The 15,704-nt window shown below is 63.7% G+C and carries 12 protein-coding genes and 2 tRNA genes; 2 read left to right on the forward strand and 12 right to left on the reverse strand.

Translation table 11 applies throughout. The features are described 5' to 3' along the window. Positions 1–427 precede the first annotated feature (427 nt). Positions 428–1,000 carry a M23 family metallopeptidase gene (locus AC5RWO_RS00615; protein ID WP_498728606.1) on the forward strand — a complete coding sequence of 191 codons (573 nt, stop codon included), beginning with the start codon at positions 428–430 and terminating at the stop codon, positions 998–1,000. A 25-nt stretch (positions 1,001–1,025) separates the two neighbouring features. On the opposite strand, the gene AC5RWO_RS00620 is transcribed toward AC5RWO_RS00615, so the two are convergent. The 6 genes from AC5RWO_RS00620 to AC5RWO_RS00645 all read right to left on the reverse strand — a co-directional run bounded on the left by AC5RWO_RS00620 (position 1,026) and on the right by AC5RWO_RS00645 (position 6,454). Further along, positions 1,026–2,216: an acyl-CoA dehydrogenase family protein gene (locus tag AC5RWO_RS00620; RefSeq protein WP_498728607.1), complete on the reverse strand. Its 1,191-nt coding sequence runs from the start codon at positions 2,214–2,216 to the stop codon at positions 1,026–1,028. Positions 2,217–2,459: 243 nt separating this feature from the next. Then, a tRNA-Ile gene (locus AC5RWO_RS00625) sits at positions 2,460–2,533 on the reverse strand. Positions 2,534–2,624: 91 nt separating this feature from the next. Then, positions 2,625–3,824 (reverse strand): glycosyltransferase, encoded by a 1,200-nt coding sequence (locus tag AC5RWO_RS00630; protein ID WP_498728608.1) that lies wholly within the window; start codon positions 3,822–3,824, stop codon positions 2,625–2,627. A gap of 57 nt (positions 3,825–3,881) precedes the next feature. After that, a complete protein-coding gene (locus tag AC5RWO_RS00635) occupies positions 3,882–4,799 on the reverse strand; it encodes a DMT family transporter (protein ID WP_498728609.1) in 918 nt (305 codons plus the stop codon). A 57-nt stretch (positions 4,800–4,856) separates the two neighbouring features. After that, positions 4,857–5,510: a CDP-alcohol phosphatidyltransferase family protein gene (locus tag AC5RWO_RS00640; protein WP_498728610.1), complete on the reverse strand. Its 654-nt coding sequence runs from the start codon at positions 5,508–5,510 to the stop codon at positions 4,857–4,859. Positions 5,511–5,611: 101 nt separating this feature from the next. Further along, entirely contained in the window at positions 5,612–6,454 is an 843-nt protein-coding gene (locus AC5RWO_RS00645) for a phage holin family protein (protein WP_498728611.1), read from the reverse strand. Between the two features lie 220 nt (positions 6,455–6,674). On the opposite strand from AC5RWO_RS00645, the gene AC5RWO_RS00650 reads away from it, so the two are divergent. Continuing rightward, positions 6,675–8,096 carry a GH1 family beta-glucosidase gene (locus AC5RWO_RS00650; RefSeq protein ID WP_498728612.1) on the forward strand — a complete coding sequence of 474 codons (1,422 nt, stop codon included), beginning with the start codon at positions 6,675–6,677 and terminating at the stop codon, positions 8,094–8,096. Between the two features lie 95 nt (positions 8,097–8,191). Here AC5RWO_RS00650 and AC5RWO_RS00655 read toward each other — a convergent pair. From AC5RWO_RS00655 to AC5RWO_RS00680, 6 genes are all read right to left on the reverse strand, one after another. Next, positions 8,192–8,267 (reverse strand) — tRNA-Asn (locus AC5RWO_RS00655). Positions 8,268–8,439: 172 nt separating this feature from the next. Further along, positions 8,440–10,485, reverse strand: coding sequence for a DNA primase (gene dnaG, locus AC5RWO_RS00660; RefSeq protein WP_498728613.1), 2,046 nt, complete (start codon positions 10,483–10,485; stop codon positions 8,440–8,442). 163 nt (positions 10,486–10,648) lie between these two features. After that, positions 10,649–11,953, reverse strand: coding sequence for a deoxyguanosinetriphosphate triphosphohydrolase (locus AC5RWO_RS00665; RefSeq protein WP_498728614.1), 1,305 nt, complete (start codon positions 11,951–11,953; stop codon positions 10,649–10,651). Next, on the reverse strand, positions 11,937–13,118 hold the full coding sequence (gene dusB, locus AC5RWO_RS00670) for a tRNA dihydrouridine synthase DusB (RefSeq protein WP_498728615.1): 1,182 nt from the start codon (positions 13,116–13,118) through the stop codon (positions 11,937–11,939). Before dusB ends, AC5RWO_RS00665 begins: the two co-directional genes overlap by 17 nt. A gap of 125 nt (positions 13,119–13,243) precedes the next feature. Beyond that, positions 13,244–14,707 (reverse strand): YibE/F family protein, encoded by a 1,464-nt coding sequence (locus AC5RWO_RS00675; protein ID WP_498728616.1) that lies wholly within the window; start codon positions 14,705–14,707, stop codon positions 13,244–13,246. Between the two features lie 81 nt (positions 14,708–14,788). Continuing rightward, a complete protein-coding gene (locus AC5RWO_RS00680; protein ID WP_498728617.1) occupies positions 14,789–15,700 on the reverse strand; it encodes a GNAT family N-acetyltransferase in 912 nt (303 codons plus the stop codon). Positions 15,701–15,704 lie beyond the last annotated feature (4 nt).

Consider the following 15,704-nt stretch of genomic DNA (forward strand, 5'->3'; position numbering starts at 1 on the left):
CTGCCAATAGACGGTTATTAGCTCGGCGCCCGGGTTCGGGCGAAGCTCCTGGCTTCCGTCAGTCCTGTTCGCGAACGGGACGTAAGTCCGGACCGGCTTTACCGGACCGCCTGGACATACCCCTGCCGTAGAAGACTCTGCGGCGGGAAACGGAAACGCGTAGTCAGTTCCCCCACCATGTGTCCCGGTCGTAAATTCCAAATGGATAAACGGGACCAAGACATGACTCATGGAGGCAGAAAACTGCTTTGCCTAGTGTACTACACGTCGGGGGCCGCACTTCGCCGCTCTTCCTCCCCCGAAACCTGTACTTCGGCCGGCCGTTCCACCCTTCCTGCACAACTGCCGCACCCGGCGGCTGGGCGCACATCCGGCGCCGGGACCCTCGCGCCGCTGCATCACAACGCGCAGCATCGACCCTATGGAAATGCCCGGCACCCATGAACAGTCCCCCCGAAGGACCCAGCTGCCCTTCTCGCACATTCTTCGGCTGGCGTGGGCAGCCGCCGTCGTTCTCCTGCTGACTGCAGCCAACGTCCCATCGCCCGGCACACCGCCCTCCACGGGCGCGGCCGGAAGCTACGCCCCGATATGGAACTGGCCGGCGGATCCGAAGCCTGCCGTACTGGCGGGATTTGATCCCCCGCCGGAGCCCTGGTCGCGCGGGCACCGAGGGGTTGACCTGAAGACCCACGACGGCGCTTCGGTACTCGCTCCGCAGGACGGTACTGTCAGCTTCGTCGGCTGGGTTGTGGACCGCCCCGTCATCACCATCGACCACGGCAACGGACTGCGCAGCAGCTTTGAACCTGTCTCCAGCGAATTGAAGAAGGGCGATCCGGTGGACAAGGGCGCCGAGCTGGGGACCGTGGACGGGGCATCGCACTGCCCGCCCGGCTGCCTGCACTGGGGTGTGCGGCAGGGGGAGGAATACATCAACCCGCTGCAGTTCGTTATGGACATGCGGCCCTCGGTCCTGCTCCCCCGGCCCATGGACTGAAGCCATGCGCCTACGGAGAGGGCGACTATACGAAGGCGGCGATGCCCGTGATGGCCCGACCGGTAACCAGCGAGTTGATCTCCTGGGTTCCCTCGTAGGAGTAGATAGCCTCGGCATCGGCGAAGATCTTGGCCATTTCGTAGTCGGTGACAATGCCGTTGCCGCCGAGGATGCCGCGGCCGAGCGCCACAGATTCACGCATGCGGGCCGTAGTGAACGCCTTCGCAAGTGCAGACTGTTCGTCCTTCGCGGCCCCCGCATCCTCCAACTGGGCCAGGCGCACCATCATGCCCATGGACGCCACCGTGTTGCCCAGAATCTGGACGAGCTGTTCCTGCACCAATTGGAAGGAGGCCAGCGGTTTGCCGAACTGGTGCCGCTCGACCGCATAGCGGCGTGCAACGTCGAAGGCGGCCATTTGCTGCCCAACCGCCTGCCACGCCACAGCCAGCCGGGTCACCTTCAGCACCTTGTTGGTGTCCTTGAAGCTGTTGGCGCCCTTCAGGTGGAATTCATCGGGCACCACCACGTTGTCGAGAATAATGTCCGCGTTCTGCACCGTGCGCAAGCTGATCTTGTTCTCGATCTTCGTGGCTTGGTAGCCCTTCAGCGTGGTGTCCACCAGGAATCCCTTGACCTGGTTGTCCGCCACATCCCGGGCATAGATCACCACCCAGTCGGCGAACGTGGCATTGCCGATCCAGCGCTTGGCGCCGTTGAGGATCCAGCTTCCCCCGTCCCGGATGGCGGTGGTGCGCGTGCCGCCGGCAACGTCCGAACCACCGAGCGGTTCGGTCAGCCCGAAAGCCCCGATCTTCTTCAAGGAATAGATGTCGGGAAGCCACGCATCCTGCTGTTCCTGCGAGGCCAGAGCCTCGACGGACCCGGTGAACAGCCCGTCATGGACTCCCATGAAGGTGGCGATGGAGGTATCCGCACGAGTGAATTCCGCATGCAGCAGCCCCGCCAGCAGGTTCGAATATCCTTGCCTGCGGACAGGGCTGACGACGTCGAGCTCGGCCAGCTTCGGGATGATTTCCATGGGGAACTCTCCCCGGTTCCAATAGTCCACTGCGATCGGCCGGACTTCCTTTGCCAGCCAGTCCCGGACTTCATGCAGCCGGGCGCGCTCCGGGGCGGAGAGAACCTCCTCGAAGGCATAGAAGTCCCCATTGGCATAAGGGAGATTGTTCGGATCAACGGCAGTCTGGCCCATGGGTGCGTCCTTTGCTGACGGATTCAGGATGCGACAACACATCCCGGTCATTATGTTACTCGCCAGTAACATAACCTATTCGTCAGACGCGGGGCAACCTTGGCCCGGTGGAACCCGTTCAGCAACAAGGGGCATCCCCGACAACTGGGGAACAGGGATAACGTCGGGCACGACAAAGGCCCCGGCCGGATCCCGACTCGGATCCGGCCGGAGCCTCTTGCCCAGCACCGCTGGGTCTTGCTGTAGGGCGACTGGGACTTGAACCCAGGACCAAAGGATTATGAGTCCTCTGCTCTGACCTGCTGAGCTACCGCCCCGTGACTGCCTCGCGATCAGCTGCGAGCAGTTTCGACGTAGCCATCCTAATGGCTATGCGCGGCCCCGCGCACCTTGAGACGCGCGGCACCGTCAGCTCGGCAAGAAGTCGTCCACCGATCCGCCGCGGTACAGCTTCTCGAAGGTGTCCATGGTCTCGTCGATGGCGTGTTTGGCCGCCTTGTCGTGGCTGGCCTCGCCCATGGCCTGGATGTCTTCCGGTGACTGCTTCAGCACCTGGTCCAGTTTGGCGGCCAGGTCGACCGGATCCCGCGGGGTGAAGAGGTAACCATTTACGCCGTCGTCGACCAAGTGCGGCAGGGCCATGGCATTGGCCAGGACCACCGGCTTGCTCGCGGACATGGCCTCCAGCGAGACCAGCGACTGCAGCTCGGCCGTACCCGGCTGGCAGAAGACGGTCGCCCGAAGGTACGCCAGCCGCAGTTCGTCGTCGTCGACGTGGCCCAGGAACTTCACCCGCCCAACCATACCGAGCTCGGCCACCTTAGCGTCAAGCATGGGCCGCACTTCGCCCTCGCCGACAATTTCCAGGTGGACGTTAAGATCAGGGTCCGTCAGTGAGATCGCTTCGATCAGCACGTCCACGTGCTTCTCCTGGGCCAGCCGCCCCGCAAAAAGCACCGTGGGATGGTCAGGTTTCTCAACGACTTCGCCCGGCGCCAGTTCGTAATGAGCCGAGTCAATGCCATTGGAGAGCGGAAGCACTTTGTGCAGGAAGGCGTGCTCCTTCATCGCCTTCGCGGCCAACGGCGTTGGAGTAGTAACAACAGCTGCCTTACCCATGATCTTGCCCATGTCGCGCCAGGAATTCTTGGCCACGATGTCAAGGAACCACTGCGGGAACGGCAGGAACGGCTCGAGGTTTTCTGGCATGAAATGGTTCGTAGCGATGGCCCGGATTCCGCGGCGTACCGCTTCGGCCATCGTGGCCTGGCCGATCATGTAGTGGCACTGGATGTGGACCACATCGGGCTGGACCTCGTCGAAGATCCGCTTCATGTCCCGTTTGATCTCCCAGGGGAAGCAGATGCGCCATAACTCGTGCGTGGGTACCGAATGCGAGCGAAGCCGGTGCACGGCCGCCTCAGGGCGCTTCTCCACATAGCTGATTCCCTGCTCCGGGCGCGCCGCGATCACATGCACGTCATGCCCTCGCTTGGACATGGCCTGGGCCAGCCGCAAGCCGAAGACAGCCGCTCCGTTAACGTCCGGCAGATAGGTGTCGGCGGCGATCAAGATCTTGAGCGGCCTCGGTCCCTTGTTCTCACTCACCTGGCGCAGAACTCCCTGGTCGGTTGTGACGATGCTGTTCATATGATCTGTTCGTACCTAAGGCTTCCTGGTTGCGGCGGTCTGGGCCCGCCGTCGTGCTTCTTCTCGTTTTTGCAGTACGTCCGGATGATGTCTTGAAAGGGCAATGACCCCCACAATAGCAACCAAACCCGCACCAATCATGGCAATCGCGATGACGGGTTCGACGTCGGGTTTCAGCTCCCCCAGCAGGAAAATGCCGATGGCTATACCCACAAGTGGGTCGATGACGGTTAGTCCGGCGATCACCAGGTCCGGAGGTCCGCTGGAGTACGCGCTCTGGACAAACCACGCTCCCAGGCCCGCAGTGGCAATGATCGCGATGATGCTGTAGACCGGCACGTTGGCCAGGAAGCGCCCGTTGGGATCGAACAGGTGCAAGCCGATGATGCGTACCAGGACCGCGACAAACCCGAAGAGCATCCCGGCGCCAACGATATATGCGAAGGCGTTGAGCCGGTGCCGCAACATCAGTTCCAGCGAGAGGAAAACCGCAACAACGACGGCGAGCAGCAGCACCGTCGAGAGCTCTTCCGCCGCCGTGACCCGGTGGCTTTCGCCGGTGACATTAACCGCCAGCAGCACGAAACCGGCGCTGCCCGTCACGCAGGCGGTGATCGCCACGATGGTCATCCGGTTCAGCCGGATCCCCTGGTCCTTCGAATTCACGATAGTTGTGATGACCAGGGCTATGGCACCGATTGGCTGGACGACGGTGAGCGGAGCGCTGACCAGAGCGAAGACATTCAGGCCCATGCCAACTGCCAGCAGCAGCAGCCCAACAACCCAGCGCGGATTCCGCAGCAGGCGCAGCAGTCCGCTGGCACTCAGCGAAAGCCCGCCGGTGTTCGCCTGCACCGCACTTGCCTGGCGCTGCGTTCCGAAGGCCAGGAAGAATGCGCCTACCAGCGCGCAAAGGATCGCTAGCCAGACCATGCGGTCCTGACTGCCGTTGTCCCGGGTGCACTAGGTTTCCCGCCTGCCGGCGGACCGTCAACCATTCGTGTGCCCGTTGACCGCGGAGCCGGCGGGATTGTCCGGCTGTTGCCCCCGTCTGGCGAGGTGTTTCCGCCAAACCCCGCGCATATATCCCCACCACGCCAGCAGATGTCCCACGCAGCCGAGGACGAGGATTGTGTAGGCGACTGCCGCCAGCCAGTCCTCGCCGGGTTCGAGGGCCTTATGCAGTAGCAGCAGCGGAGTTCCGACCAACAGCAGGGCCGTCCGGATCTTGCCGATGTTGGTCACCGGCAGGTTTGGATTGCCGTGGAAAAGAGTGAGCGAGAACGCCAGCAGGATCCCGTCCGGGATGACGATGGCCAGCAGCAGCCAGAGGGGCGCGATGCCGGCGACAACGAACGTGATGGCTACGATAATCAGCGCCAGGCGGTCCGCGACCGGATCCAGCCATTTTCCTATCGAGGACACCTGGTTCAAGCGGCGGGCCAGGTAGCCGTCAATCCAGTCCGTTGAGCCGAGGATCACCAGCACGATGGTGGCCGCTGCGTAATCCTCCAGCATGATGTACCGGATAAAGAGCGGGACGGCGAGGAAGCGAAGGACAGTGATGATGTTCGGTACCGTCCAGAAGGTTTGCAGTTCCCGGTATTCGTAGTTGTCCCGGGCACCGGCACCAATCAGCTTCATTACCCCTCCCCTCTTCGCTGATGCGCCTCCGGCCGGAACGGCGGGGGCGCTGATATGCAGTTATGCAGCCTGCGATGTACGGTCCAACCGCAGGCCGTCGGTTACTGACGCAGCAGTTTGCGCAGCAACACGAAGAACGCGGTCAGAGACGCAGCCAGTGCAGCCAGCGGCTTCCAGCGGTCCTGCAGGTCATCCTGAAGACCTGACGCGGAACCGGCTCCCGTAGCGGATGTGCGGGTATGCGAGCCCGAAGCCGATCCCCTGACCGCCGCCATGCGGGTCTCGGCCGCTTCACGGGCCTTGGCGGCGGCCTCGCTGGCATTGGCCTTGATCCTTTCGCTCTGCGGCTTGGGATCAAGCTTCTCGCCCAGTCCATCGCGGATCCGCGCGAGGTGTTCGCGGCGCTCCCCGGAGCGGTTACGCAGTTCCTCGATGGAAGGAGCGGGCTCCTTGGGTGTCTTATCTTCCTCAGCCTGCTCCGGCTTTTCCTGCTTCACCGGCTTCTGATCCAGCGTGGCAGGATCGAAGCTGCGGCCCTCCTTCAGCACGCCAATGTCGTACTTGATGCCACGCAGGGCATGCTCGGGCAGCAGCGGCATGGTCTTCTTCAGCCGCAGGGCACCGATCAGGCCCACGATGGCGGCCAGGACGAGGAACAGCAGGGCCACGAGCAGAGCCGCCAGCCAAGGTTCCATAACTTCGCCGAGCCCCATAATCCCGGCCACGAGCAAGGCAATAACCATGAAGGCAACGAACACGAGAGCGACAGCAAGAAGGGCTGCGGCTACACCAACCTTGACGCCTTTGCCCTTAAGCTCGGCAGCAGCCAGGGAAAGCTCATCGCTGATCTGGCGAGGTACCAATCTCCCGGCCATTTTGACCAGTGACACCAGGGAGGATCTGCTTCCAGCAGTAGTGGTCCTGGTGTTGTCAACGCGAGTCATGGGCTCTGCCTCCATTGCTAGTTTGGTAGTGCTCGAGTGTCCACAGTCTAAAATTATCATTCTGCCTGAATTCAACCCCTCAACCATGAGGACGACATTCAAACGCGAAGATCTTCGGCAATTGCAATGCTTCCGAGACAGTAAACGCTTACGCTCCGGTACTTCCAACACTATGCTGACAGCCAGCCATTGACACCATCAGCACAGGTCGGAGCCCGATATGAGCGAAGTGTTGCATTTCCCCAAGGGCTTTCTCTGGGGAGCCGCCACCGCGGCCTACCAGGTGGAGGGCGCCGCTCGCGAAGACGGCCGGGGCGATTCGATCTGGGACACGTTCTGCCGGCTTCCCGGCGCCGTCGTCGACGGACACACCGGAGACGAAGCCTGCGACCACTACCATCGCTACCGGGAGGATGTCGCACTGATGCGGTCGCTGAATCTGGGCTCCTACCGGTTCTCGACCTCTTGGTCCCGCATCCAGCCCGATGGCCGGAAGTCCAATACCGCCGGCCTGGACTTCTACTCCCGCCTCGTCGATGAACTGCATGCTGCGCAGATCAAACCATGGCTGACGCTCTATCACTGGGATCTGCCGCAGGCGCTCGAAGACGACGGCGGTTGGGCCAACCGGGATACCGCCTACCGCTTCGCCGAGTATGCGCTGGCCGTCCACGAGGTGCTCGGCGACCGCGTGGATGTGTGGACCACGCTGAACGAGCCGTGGTGCTCGGCGTTCCTCGGCTATGGTTCCGGGGTGCACGCACCGGGACGCCAGTCCCGTCCGGACGCCCTTGCTGCCATGCACCATTTGCTGCTGGGACACGGCCTTGCCGTGACGGAGTTGCGGCAACGGGCGCCCAAGGCCAAGCTCGGCCTCACACTCAACTTCACGGTGGTCGATCCTGTCGATCCCCGTGACCCAACGGATCTGGATGCGGCGCGGCGCATCGACGGCCAGTTCAATCGGGCCTTCCTGGACCCGGTGTTCCACGGCGCCTATCCGGCGGACTTCCTCACGGACGTCGCCAAATACGGACTCGAAGAACACATCTTGCCCGGAGACATGAACACAATCAGTTCGCCCATAGACACGCTAGGAGTGAATTACTATCACGGTGAAGCAGTAACCGGCCATCCCCGGGCGGACGCAGGGAATGCACATGCCGCGCCAGTGGAACGTCCTCTTGCGCCGCCCTACCCTGCAGCTGACCAGGTTTCCGTGGTTCCGCGGGGGCTGCCGACGACGGCGATGGGCTGGGAGGTACAGCCGGAGGGTCTGTACCGTCTGCTGACACGGTTGCAGGAGGACTACAGCGGTCCAGCAGGTACGGCGCTCTACATCACGGAAAACGGAGCAGCCTATGACGATGCAGTCGGCCCCGACGGTGCCGTGGAGGATCCGGACCGGCTCGAATTCATCCGTGCGCATCTGGTCCAGTGCCACAAGGCGATCAGCGCGGGAGTAGACCTACGCGGCTACTTCGGCTGGTCATTCATGGACAACTTCGAGTGGGCCTGGGGATATCACAAGCGTTTCGGCCTCGTGCGGGTGGACTACGCAACCTTCGAGCGGACGGTCAAAGCCAGCGGCTCCTGGTTTGCCAATGTGGCCGGCACCAACAGCGTGCGCGCGGGCGCTTAGGAGAACCAATCGGCTGATAGTCCCCGAACCGGCGGCCGCCGGAAACGGGCAATAAAAAATCCCCGTCCTGGTAACAGGACGGGGATTCTTTATGGTGGCTCCCCCGACTGGACTCGAACCAGTAACCCTTCGATTAACAGTCGAATGCTCTGCCAATTGAGCTACGGGGGAAAGCGGCAGATACAACCTTACAAGGCTTTTTCCCGGAAGTGAAATCCTGAACTTTTCGAGTTCCTGACGTAAAAAACGTCGGTTCAGAACACCATTTTCGGAAGCTTTGCGGCTCCATCAAGGCCTCAATGAGTTTACGTAAACCTGACCGGAAATGCCAAATCGGCGTTCGCTATTCCGAGCGCAGCGCCCGGCGCTGCATTTCGAGCTCCATCAATTCCCGGTTCAGCTGCTGGAACAGCTCCGGATCCGCCGACGGGTCCATCCGCTGGAGCTGGCCCATTTTTTCGGCTTTAAGCTGGGTGATCTGCAGGTCGAACAGCCGGTTCAGGATGCCTTTGCAGTACGACTTCAGCGCATCATCGTTGTGCGCCGGCAAGGGCGTGACCGCCAACTCGGACACAAGCGAGCGAAGTTCCTCGGGAACTTCCTGTCTGACGCTTTCCACCCATTGCGACGGCGTAGCCCCGGCAAACCCGGCAGCCCGCACCGCATCATGCACCAAAGCATGGGCGGGAGTGCGGAACCTCACTTCGGTGAAGCTCTGCCATTGTCCGGCGTCCAGCAGACCAGGCTGTTGGAGCGCGACTTCGAGCGCCTCCCGCTCCATGCGCGCCACAGGATCCCTAGGGTCGGGACGAGTGAAGGCAGGAGCGGGCACAGGATTATCGGAACCTGCCCCTTGTTGCCTGGATTCGTAGGGATCTGCCGGATACTGCCGCCCTTCCGGCTGACGCTGGGAAAACTGCCCCGAGCGTCCACGCTGGCCCGGGTACCGGTCCTGGCCCGCTTTCCCCTGCTGGCCCGATCCGCCCTGCTCGGTCTGCTGCGCCGCGCCCGGTCTTGCCTGGCCGTTGCCGGCGTCGGTGGGTTCCTGTTGCTGCTCCCGTAGGCGCTTGGCTGCGCCCGAGACAGCACGCAGCACCTCGTCCACTTCCATACCGAGCCAACCCGCCAGTTCACGGGAGTAGGCAGGCCGCATCGCGGAGTCGCGGATCTGTGCCACCACCGGTGCCGACGACCGCAGCGCCTGGACGCGGCCTTCAACCGTGTTCAGGTCGAACTTCTTCAGGGTCGCCTTGATGGCGAATTCGAACAGCGGTCGCCGGGATCCGATCAGATCCCTGACCGCCGCCTCACCCCTGTTAAGCCTCAAGTCGCAGGGATCGGCCCCGTTCGGTTCCACCGCCACAAAGGTCTGGGCGATAAATCGCTGGTCCTCGTCGAAGGCCCGCAGAGCAGCTTTCTGGCCGGCGGCATCACCATCGAAGGTGAAGATCACCTCACCGCCCGTGCCGTCGTCGGAAAGCAGCCGCCGGGCGATCTTGATGTGGTCCGTGCCGAAGGCGGTACCGCAGGTGGCAACCGCGGTACCGATGCCGGCCAGGTGGCAGGCCATGACATCCGTGTACCCTTCCACGACGACAAGCTGGCGGTTCCTTGCAATGTCCCGCTTGGCGAGGTCGATCCCGTACAGCACCTGGGATTTCTTGTAGAGGGTGGTTTCCGGCGTATTCAGGTACTTCGGTCCCTGGTCGTCCTCGAAGAGTTTGCGTGCACCGAACCCGACGGTATCCCCTGCAATATCCCGGATAGGCCAGATCAGGCGGCCGCGGAAACGATCGTAGATGCCCCTGTTGCCCTCGGAGAACATACCGGTCAGCTTCAGCTCATCCTGGGTGAAGCCCCGACCGGTGAGATGTTTGAGCAGCGAATCCCAGCCCTGCGGGGCGTACCCGACGCCGAAGTGGTCTGCGGCCGCCTGGTCGAAGCCTCGTCCGGACAGGAACTGCCGTCCGGTGGCACCGCCAGGTGTCAGCAGCTGCTCCCGGAAGAACTCCGCCGCGATCTTGTGGGCATCCAGCAGCCGCTGCCGCTTGCCGACGTCTTCACGGCGCGGCCCGGTGCCGCCATCTTCATAACGCAGGGTGAAGTTGATCCGGTGGGCCAGTTTCTCCACCGTCTCGCTGAACGTGCTGTGGTCCATCTTCTGGACGAAGGAAATTACGTCGCCACCCTCTCCGCAACCGAAGCAGTGGTAGCTGCCTACCTGCGGGCGGACATGGAACGAGGGTGAGCGCTCGTCGTGGAACGGGCAGAGGCCCTTGAACGAACCGATGCCAGCGGATTTGAGCGTGACGTATCCGTCAACAATTTCCTTGATGTCTGTACGCTGGCGGACCTCATCGATGTCTTCACGTTTTATCAGTCCGGCCATGCAACCAGTTTAGGCAATCGCTCCAAATCGTCCGGCGCCCCCGCTGCCGCATGTGCACAGCCACACCGCCGCCGCCGGGTGTGCAGGGATGGCGCACACCCGGGCAGGACGAGTTCACGAGGAGATGGGAAAGTGCGCAGCTGCGCGACCCTCCCGAGGAGTATCAGAGCAGGGTCCGGTGCGAGCCCATCAGGCGTTCATGCAGTGCGATTGCCGATACATCCGTCAACGACGCAATCTGGTCGATGACCACCCGAAGCCGGGCGCCGTCGTCGTTAGCTGCGTGCCAGTCGGCGACGAAGGGCTGCTCGAGATGCTGCGCGCCGGTTGCGTGGAGTTCGTGCACCAGGTCCGTGAGGATTTCCTGCTGGCGCTCGTAGATGGGCTGGCGCAGGTCCGTGGTCATGACGAACGTGGTGGCCAGGCCCTTCATGACGGCGATCTCCATGACCGTTTCCTGCGGGACGACCAGTTCCGCAGCATATCTGGTCAGCGAGTCCGGACCGTAGATGGAGCGGGTGGCTTCCAGCGCGCTGGAGCAGAAGCGGCCGATCAGCTGGCTGGTCATGTCCTTCAGCGCGGCCATCGCCCTGCGGCTGCCGTCCGCTTCCGGCACCCACACGCCGGAGGCCTGCAGGCGCGAAAGTGCGGCGTCGACCTCCGCCGGGTCGCTGTGCGGCAGATACCACTGCTGGGTGTAGCCGATGACGCGGCTGCGATGGTCCGGATTTTCCATCCACTTCAGCTGCACGCGCCCTGCCACGATGGCGTCCTCGACGTCGTGCACGGAGTAGGAAATATCGTCGGCCAGATCCATGACCTGCGCCTCGATGCAGGAGCGCCGCTCCGGCGCACCCTCCCGCAGCCAGTTGAAGACCGGCAGGTCGTCCTCGTACGCACCGAACTTGCTGGTGCGCTTGCCGTGGATGACCGGCGCGTCCGCCACCGACCACGGGTACTTGCAGGCCGCATCGAGGCTGGCGCGGGTCAGGTTCAGCCCCGCGGGGGAACCGTCCGCATGCAGAACCTTCGGCTCCAGCCGGGTCAGCAGGCGCAGCGTCTGGGCGTTGCCCTCGAACCCGCCGATGGCGTGGGCCGCGGCGTTGAGCGCGGTCTCCCCGTTGTGTCCGAAGGGCGGGTGCCCGAGGTCGTGCGCCAGGCAGGCGGCATCCACCACGTCAGGGTCGCAACCCAGGGTGCGGCCGAGTTCGCGGCCGACCTGCGCGACCTCCAGGCTGTGCGTCAGCCGGGTGCGGACGAAGTCATCCGTGTCCGGGGAGACCACCTGGGTTTTCGCCCCCAGCCGGCGCAGTGCCGAAGAGTGCAGCACGCGGGCACGGTCGCGCTCGAAATGGGTGCGGTAGGTGCTCTTGGCGGGTTCGGCGACCCAGCGTTCCTGGTCCGTTTCCGTGTAGCCGGGCATCAGCGGCGCCGGAGTAATGACGGTGTTCTCAGCCACCGGAAACATCCAATTCGGCAGCCGAGATATCCGCCTGCTGGGCGTCGTTGAGCAGCCGTGATTCCAGCCACTTCTCCGGCAGGGCGGTGCGCTTAGGCGAGCCTGCGCGGCCGCGCGGCCCCTCGGCGTCGGCACCCGGATACGGGGCGCTGATGTCCAGAGTGTCCAGCAGCTCGCGCAGTACCTCAAGCGTGGGAACGGTGGCCAGTTTGGCGCGCAGTTCGCCGCCAACCATGTAGCCCTTGAAGTACCAAGCCATGTGCTTGCGGATGTCCCGCAGGGCCTTGCCCTCATCGCCGAAGGTTTCGATCAGCAGCTGCGCGTGGCGGTAGACGCTTTCAGCAACCTCTTTCAGGCCCGGACGGTAACGCCGGTCGCTGCCCTCAAATGCGGCCTGCAGATCGCCGAAGAGCCATGGCCTGCCCTGGCAACCGCGGCCGACGACGATGCCGTCCACCCCGGTTTCGCGGACCATGCGGATGGCGTCCTCGGCGCTCCAGATATCGCCGTTGCCCAGCACCGGAATGTCAGGCAGTGCTTCGCGGAGGTTGGCAATGGCGGACCAGTCCGCCTTGCCCGAGTAGAACTGGGAGGCGGTACGGCCATGGAGCGCGACGGCGGCCACCCCAGCGTCGCGCGCAATCCGGCCGGCGTCCAGGTATGTCAGATGGTCGTCGTCGATCCCCTTGCGCATTTTGATTGTCAGCGGGATGTTGCCCTTGGACGCTTCCTTCACCGCAGTCTGCACAATCCCGGTGAACAGGTCCAGCTTCCACGGCAGGGCCGAGCCGCCGCCCTTGCGGGTTACCTTAGGCACTGGGCAGCCGAAATTGAGGTCGATGTGGTCCGCGCGGTCCTCTTCGACCAGCAGCCGCACAGCGGCGCCAACGGTCTGGGGGTCCACGCCGTACAGCTGAACGGAGCGGACCTTCTCGTCCTCGTCGTGCGAAATAATGCGCATCGACTCCGGACTGCGCTCGACTAGCGCGCGGGAGGTCACCATTTCCGATACGTAGAGTCCGCCGCCGTACTCGCGGCAGAGCCGGCGGAATGCCTTATTGGTGATCCCGGCCATGGGCGCCAGGATCACGGGAGCATCAACGGTCAGGGGCCCGAGCTTGAGCGGAGGCAGCTCCAAGCGGGTGTCCGACGTGGGTACAGCGGTAACAGTCACTCACCTATTCTCTCAAAACCACGCAAATCTGCCGAACCACTGTGGATAATGCCCAGCGCCAGCGGAAACCTGGTGATTGCGCGGCGCGATGGCAGGCAGGAGCAACACTCTTCCCGGCGCGCTGCTCAGCCCTCTTCCGCGCGCCGCCGTCCGCGCCGGGTGGGCAGCTCAGGTTGAGTAGGAAGTTCGTGCTGACTGGGCAGCTCAGGCTGAGTAGGCAGCCCGTGCTGAGGGTGTGGCACATGCCCAGGTGAGCTGCCGCCGTCGTTGGTTAGATGAGCGCGCTCGGCGGCCTGTCCACGGTCTATACCCGCGACGGCGAGGGCCTCTCCCCCGGCTACTCCCACAGTGACCTCCTCGGTACGGCGGATGCCGGTGGCCTTGACCACCAGCACGGCGATCAGGGTGGTCACCGGGATCGCCAGCACCAACCCGATGGAACCGACCAGGGTGCGGACGATTTCCTCCGCAAGCTCGCCGCTGGTCAGCGTGTCGAACAGCGGACGCTCATAGAGCGAGACCAGGATCAGCACCGGCAGCGCGGCTCCGGCATAGGCAAACGCGATGGTGTAGACGGTGGAGGCAATGTGGTCGCGGCCAACGCGCATGGCACCTGTAAACAGCCGCTTTGCCGATGCTCCCGGCGCCAGCTCGTACATCTCCCAGACGGCGGAGGACTGCGTGATGGTGACGTCATTCAGCACGCCGAGCCCGGAGATGATCAGTCCGCACATGATGATGCCCGAGAGCGACATCTGTCCGCCCATGTTGACCAGCTGATAAGTGTCCTCGTCCCCCACGCCGGTCAGATAGGCAGCGTCCGTGGCCCAGGCCGACATCACCGCCGTAATGCCCAGCCCGAACAGCGTGCCCAGCAGCGCGGTGGAAGTCCGGGCGGAGAAACCATGCGCGAAATACAGCACGCCCACCATGATCACAATCGAGCCGATCAGTCCCAGCAGGAGCGGCGGTTTGCCCTCCACCAGCCCGGGCAGGATGAACTGAGCCATCACGATGAACCCGCCGACCAGCCCGAGCATCGCCCGGAAGCCGCGCCAGCGGGCAACCGAAACAACGACGACGGCGTACAGCACGGCCAGCAGCACAATCGGAATGCTGCGGACAAAGTCCACGAAAATGAAGGTGCCGGGCTGGTCCGGCATGATCTCGCTCAGGTTCAGGTAGCGGATCTTGTCCCCCGCCTCTACCCCGCGGGACTGGGCGATCTCCGGCGTCACCTCTACCTGCAGCGGCGAGCCGCCCGCCTCGGGCTGGGTGTAGGCGACCATGCATTCCTGCGCTTCCGCCCCCGCCTCAACGGCTGCAGCCGAGGACGGGCAGGTTTCGATCGCCACGCGCTGCACGGTTCCGACGTCGAAAGTCACGCCTGGCGCAGTGGCGTACGGATCAGTGACGGCAACGCCGGTACTGTCACCTGACGGCCAGAGCGCGATCATGCCGATCAACGTCAAGACGGTAATCGGCAGCAGGATCGCGGCGAGCAGGAGGTTGGCCTTGCGCCGGGCAGCCAGTGTTTCGGCACTCGGCGGCCCTTGATCCTCGGTTGCATGGGAGTGGGAGTGGCCCAAGGAAATCCTTCGCGCGGGAGGGTGGATACTGCTGGATGGCGCGGCGCTCCAGTGGTGGCGCGACCGTGCAGCTGTGGAGGGTCAGTCGCTGACGATGGATGTTACCGGGCCGAGTTGCTGTGCCGTGCCGGCCGCGAGCAGCGGTTCCAGCACGGCCACCACGGCCGTCATGGACTCATCCACTTCCAACTGCACCGGGTACTGGTGCACCAGCATCGCAAGCAGTTGACGGACGGCCTGCTGGGCCGTCTCCGGTTCCAGCGCCGTGTCGTAGCCGAGCAGCACGTCTGCCGGAGCGTCCGTCCGCTCCTGCGTGTAGCTGACGGCGAAAGCACTGATGGTTCCGCCCTTATCCCGGGGCGCGCTGCGCAGCACCACGGCACCGGAGGCACCGGTCGCGTCGCTGAGCAGCATCTGCTGGGCGCGCCCGAGCGTCATATCCGCCCGGTCCCAGACATGCACGGAGTTGTAGAAGTCCGTCACCGCCGTCGTCAATTCCACAGATCCAGTGGCTGCTTCTTCCAGCTGCGGACCGTCCGCTTCGGTCAGGTCCGGAAGCGGCAACGCACCCGGCTGCACGACGATCACCCGCGAGGTCTGGATAGGCGTCAGCCCGGAAGCCTGTGCGAAACCGGCACCGCTGCTCTCCGGCTCAACCTTGGCGCGCAACCGCGTAATGCCCGACGGCGATTGCTCGGCTTCCTTGCGCAGCATGCCCAGGAGGGTGCTCGCCAAACCGGCACGGCGGTGGTCCCGCGCCACCTCGACGTAAGTCCACAACCGCTCCGGATGCAGGCTCGTTTCATAGACCACACCGGCAGCGACGGCGATACCTTGGTCCTCGGCAACTATGCAGCGGGACCACGGCTGATCCGACGACGGACGCAGCACCCCGCGGAAGTGCTGGACCTGCGTGGTTTCCGGGTCGCCCCAGATTTCCAGCAGGGCCAGATCATCCCCGTCGCGCCATTCACGGTAGTTCAGCTCTGCCATGGTT

It is taken from the genome of Arthrobacter sp. B055-34 (genome assembly GCF_059090425.1).

Bases quoted from the DNA above. Each gene is read 5' to 3' on its own strand.
- AC5RWO_RS00650 (WP_498728612.1), top strand. From the start codon at position 6,675: ATGAGCGAAGTGTTGCATTTCCCCAAGGGCTTTCTCTGGGGAGCCGCC.
- AC5RWO_RS00645 (WP_498728611.1), bottom strand. From the start codon at position 6,454: ATGACTCGCGTTGACAACACCAGGACCACTACTGCTGGAAGCAGATCC.
- AC5RWO_RS00615 (WP_498728606.1), top strand. From the start codon at position 428: ATGCCCGGCACCCATGAACAGTCCCCCCGAAGGACCCAGCTGCCCTTC.
- AC5RWO_RS00665 (WP_498728614.1), bottom strand. From the start codon at position 11,953: ATGTTTCCGGTGGCTGAGAACACCGTCATTACTCCGGCGCCGCTGATG.
- AC5RWO_RS00635 (WP_498728609.1), bottom strand. From the start codon at position 4,799: ATGGTCTGGCTAGCGATCCTTTGCGCGCTGGTAGGCGCATTCTTCCTG.
- AC5RWO_RS00640 (WP_498728610.1), bottom strand. From the start codon at position 5,510: ATGAAGCTGATTGGTGCCGGTGCCCGGGACAACTACGAATACCGGGAA.
- AC5RWO_RS00620 (WP_498728607.1), bottom strand. From the start codon at position 2,216: ATGGGCCAGACTGCCGTTGATCCGAACAATCTCCCTTATGCCAATGGG.
- dnaG (WP_498728613.1), bottom strand. From the start codon at position 10,485: ATGGCCGGACTGATAAAACGTGAAGACATCGATGAGGTCCGCCAGCGT.
- AC5RWO_RS00680 (WP_498728617.1), bottom strand. From the start codon at position 15,700: ATGGCAGAGCTGAACTACCGTGAATGGCGCGACGGGGATGATCTGGCC.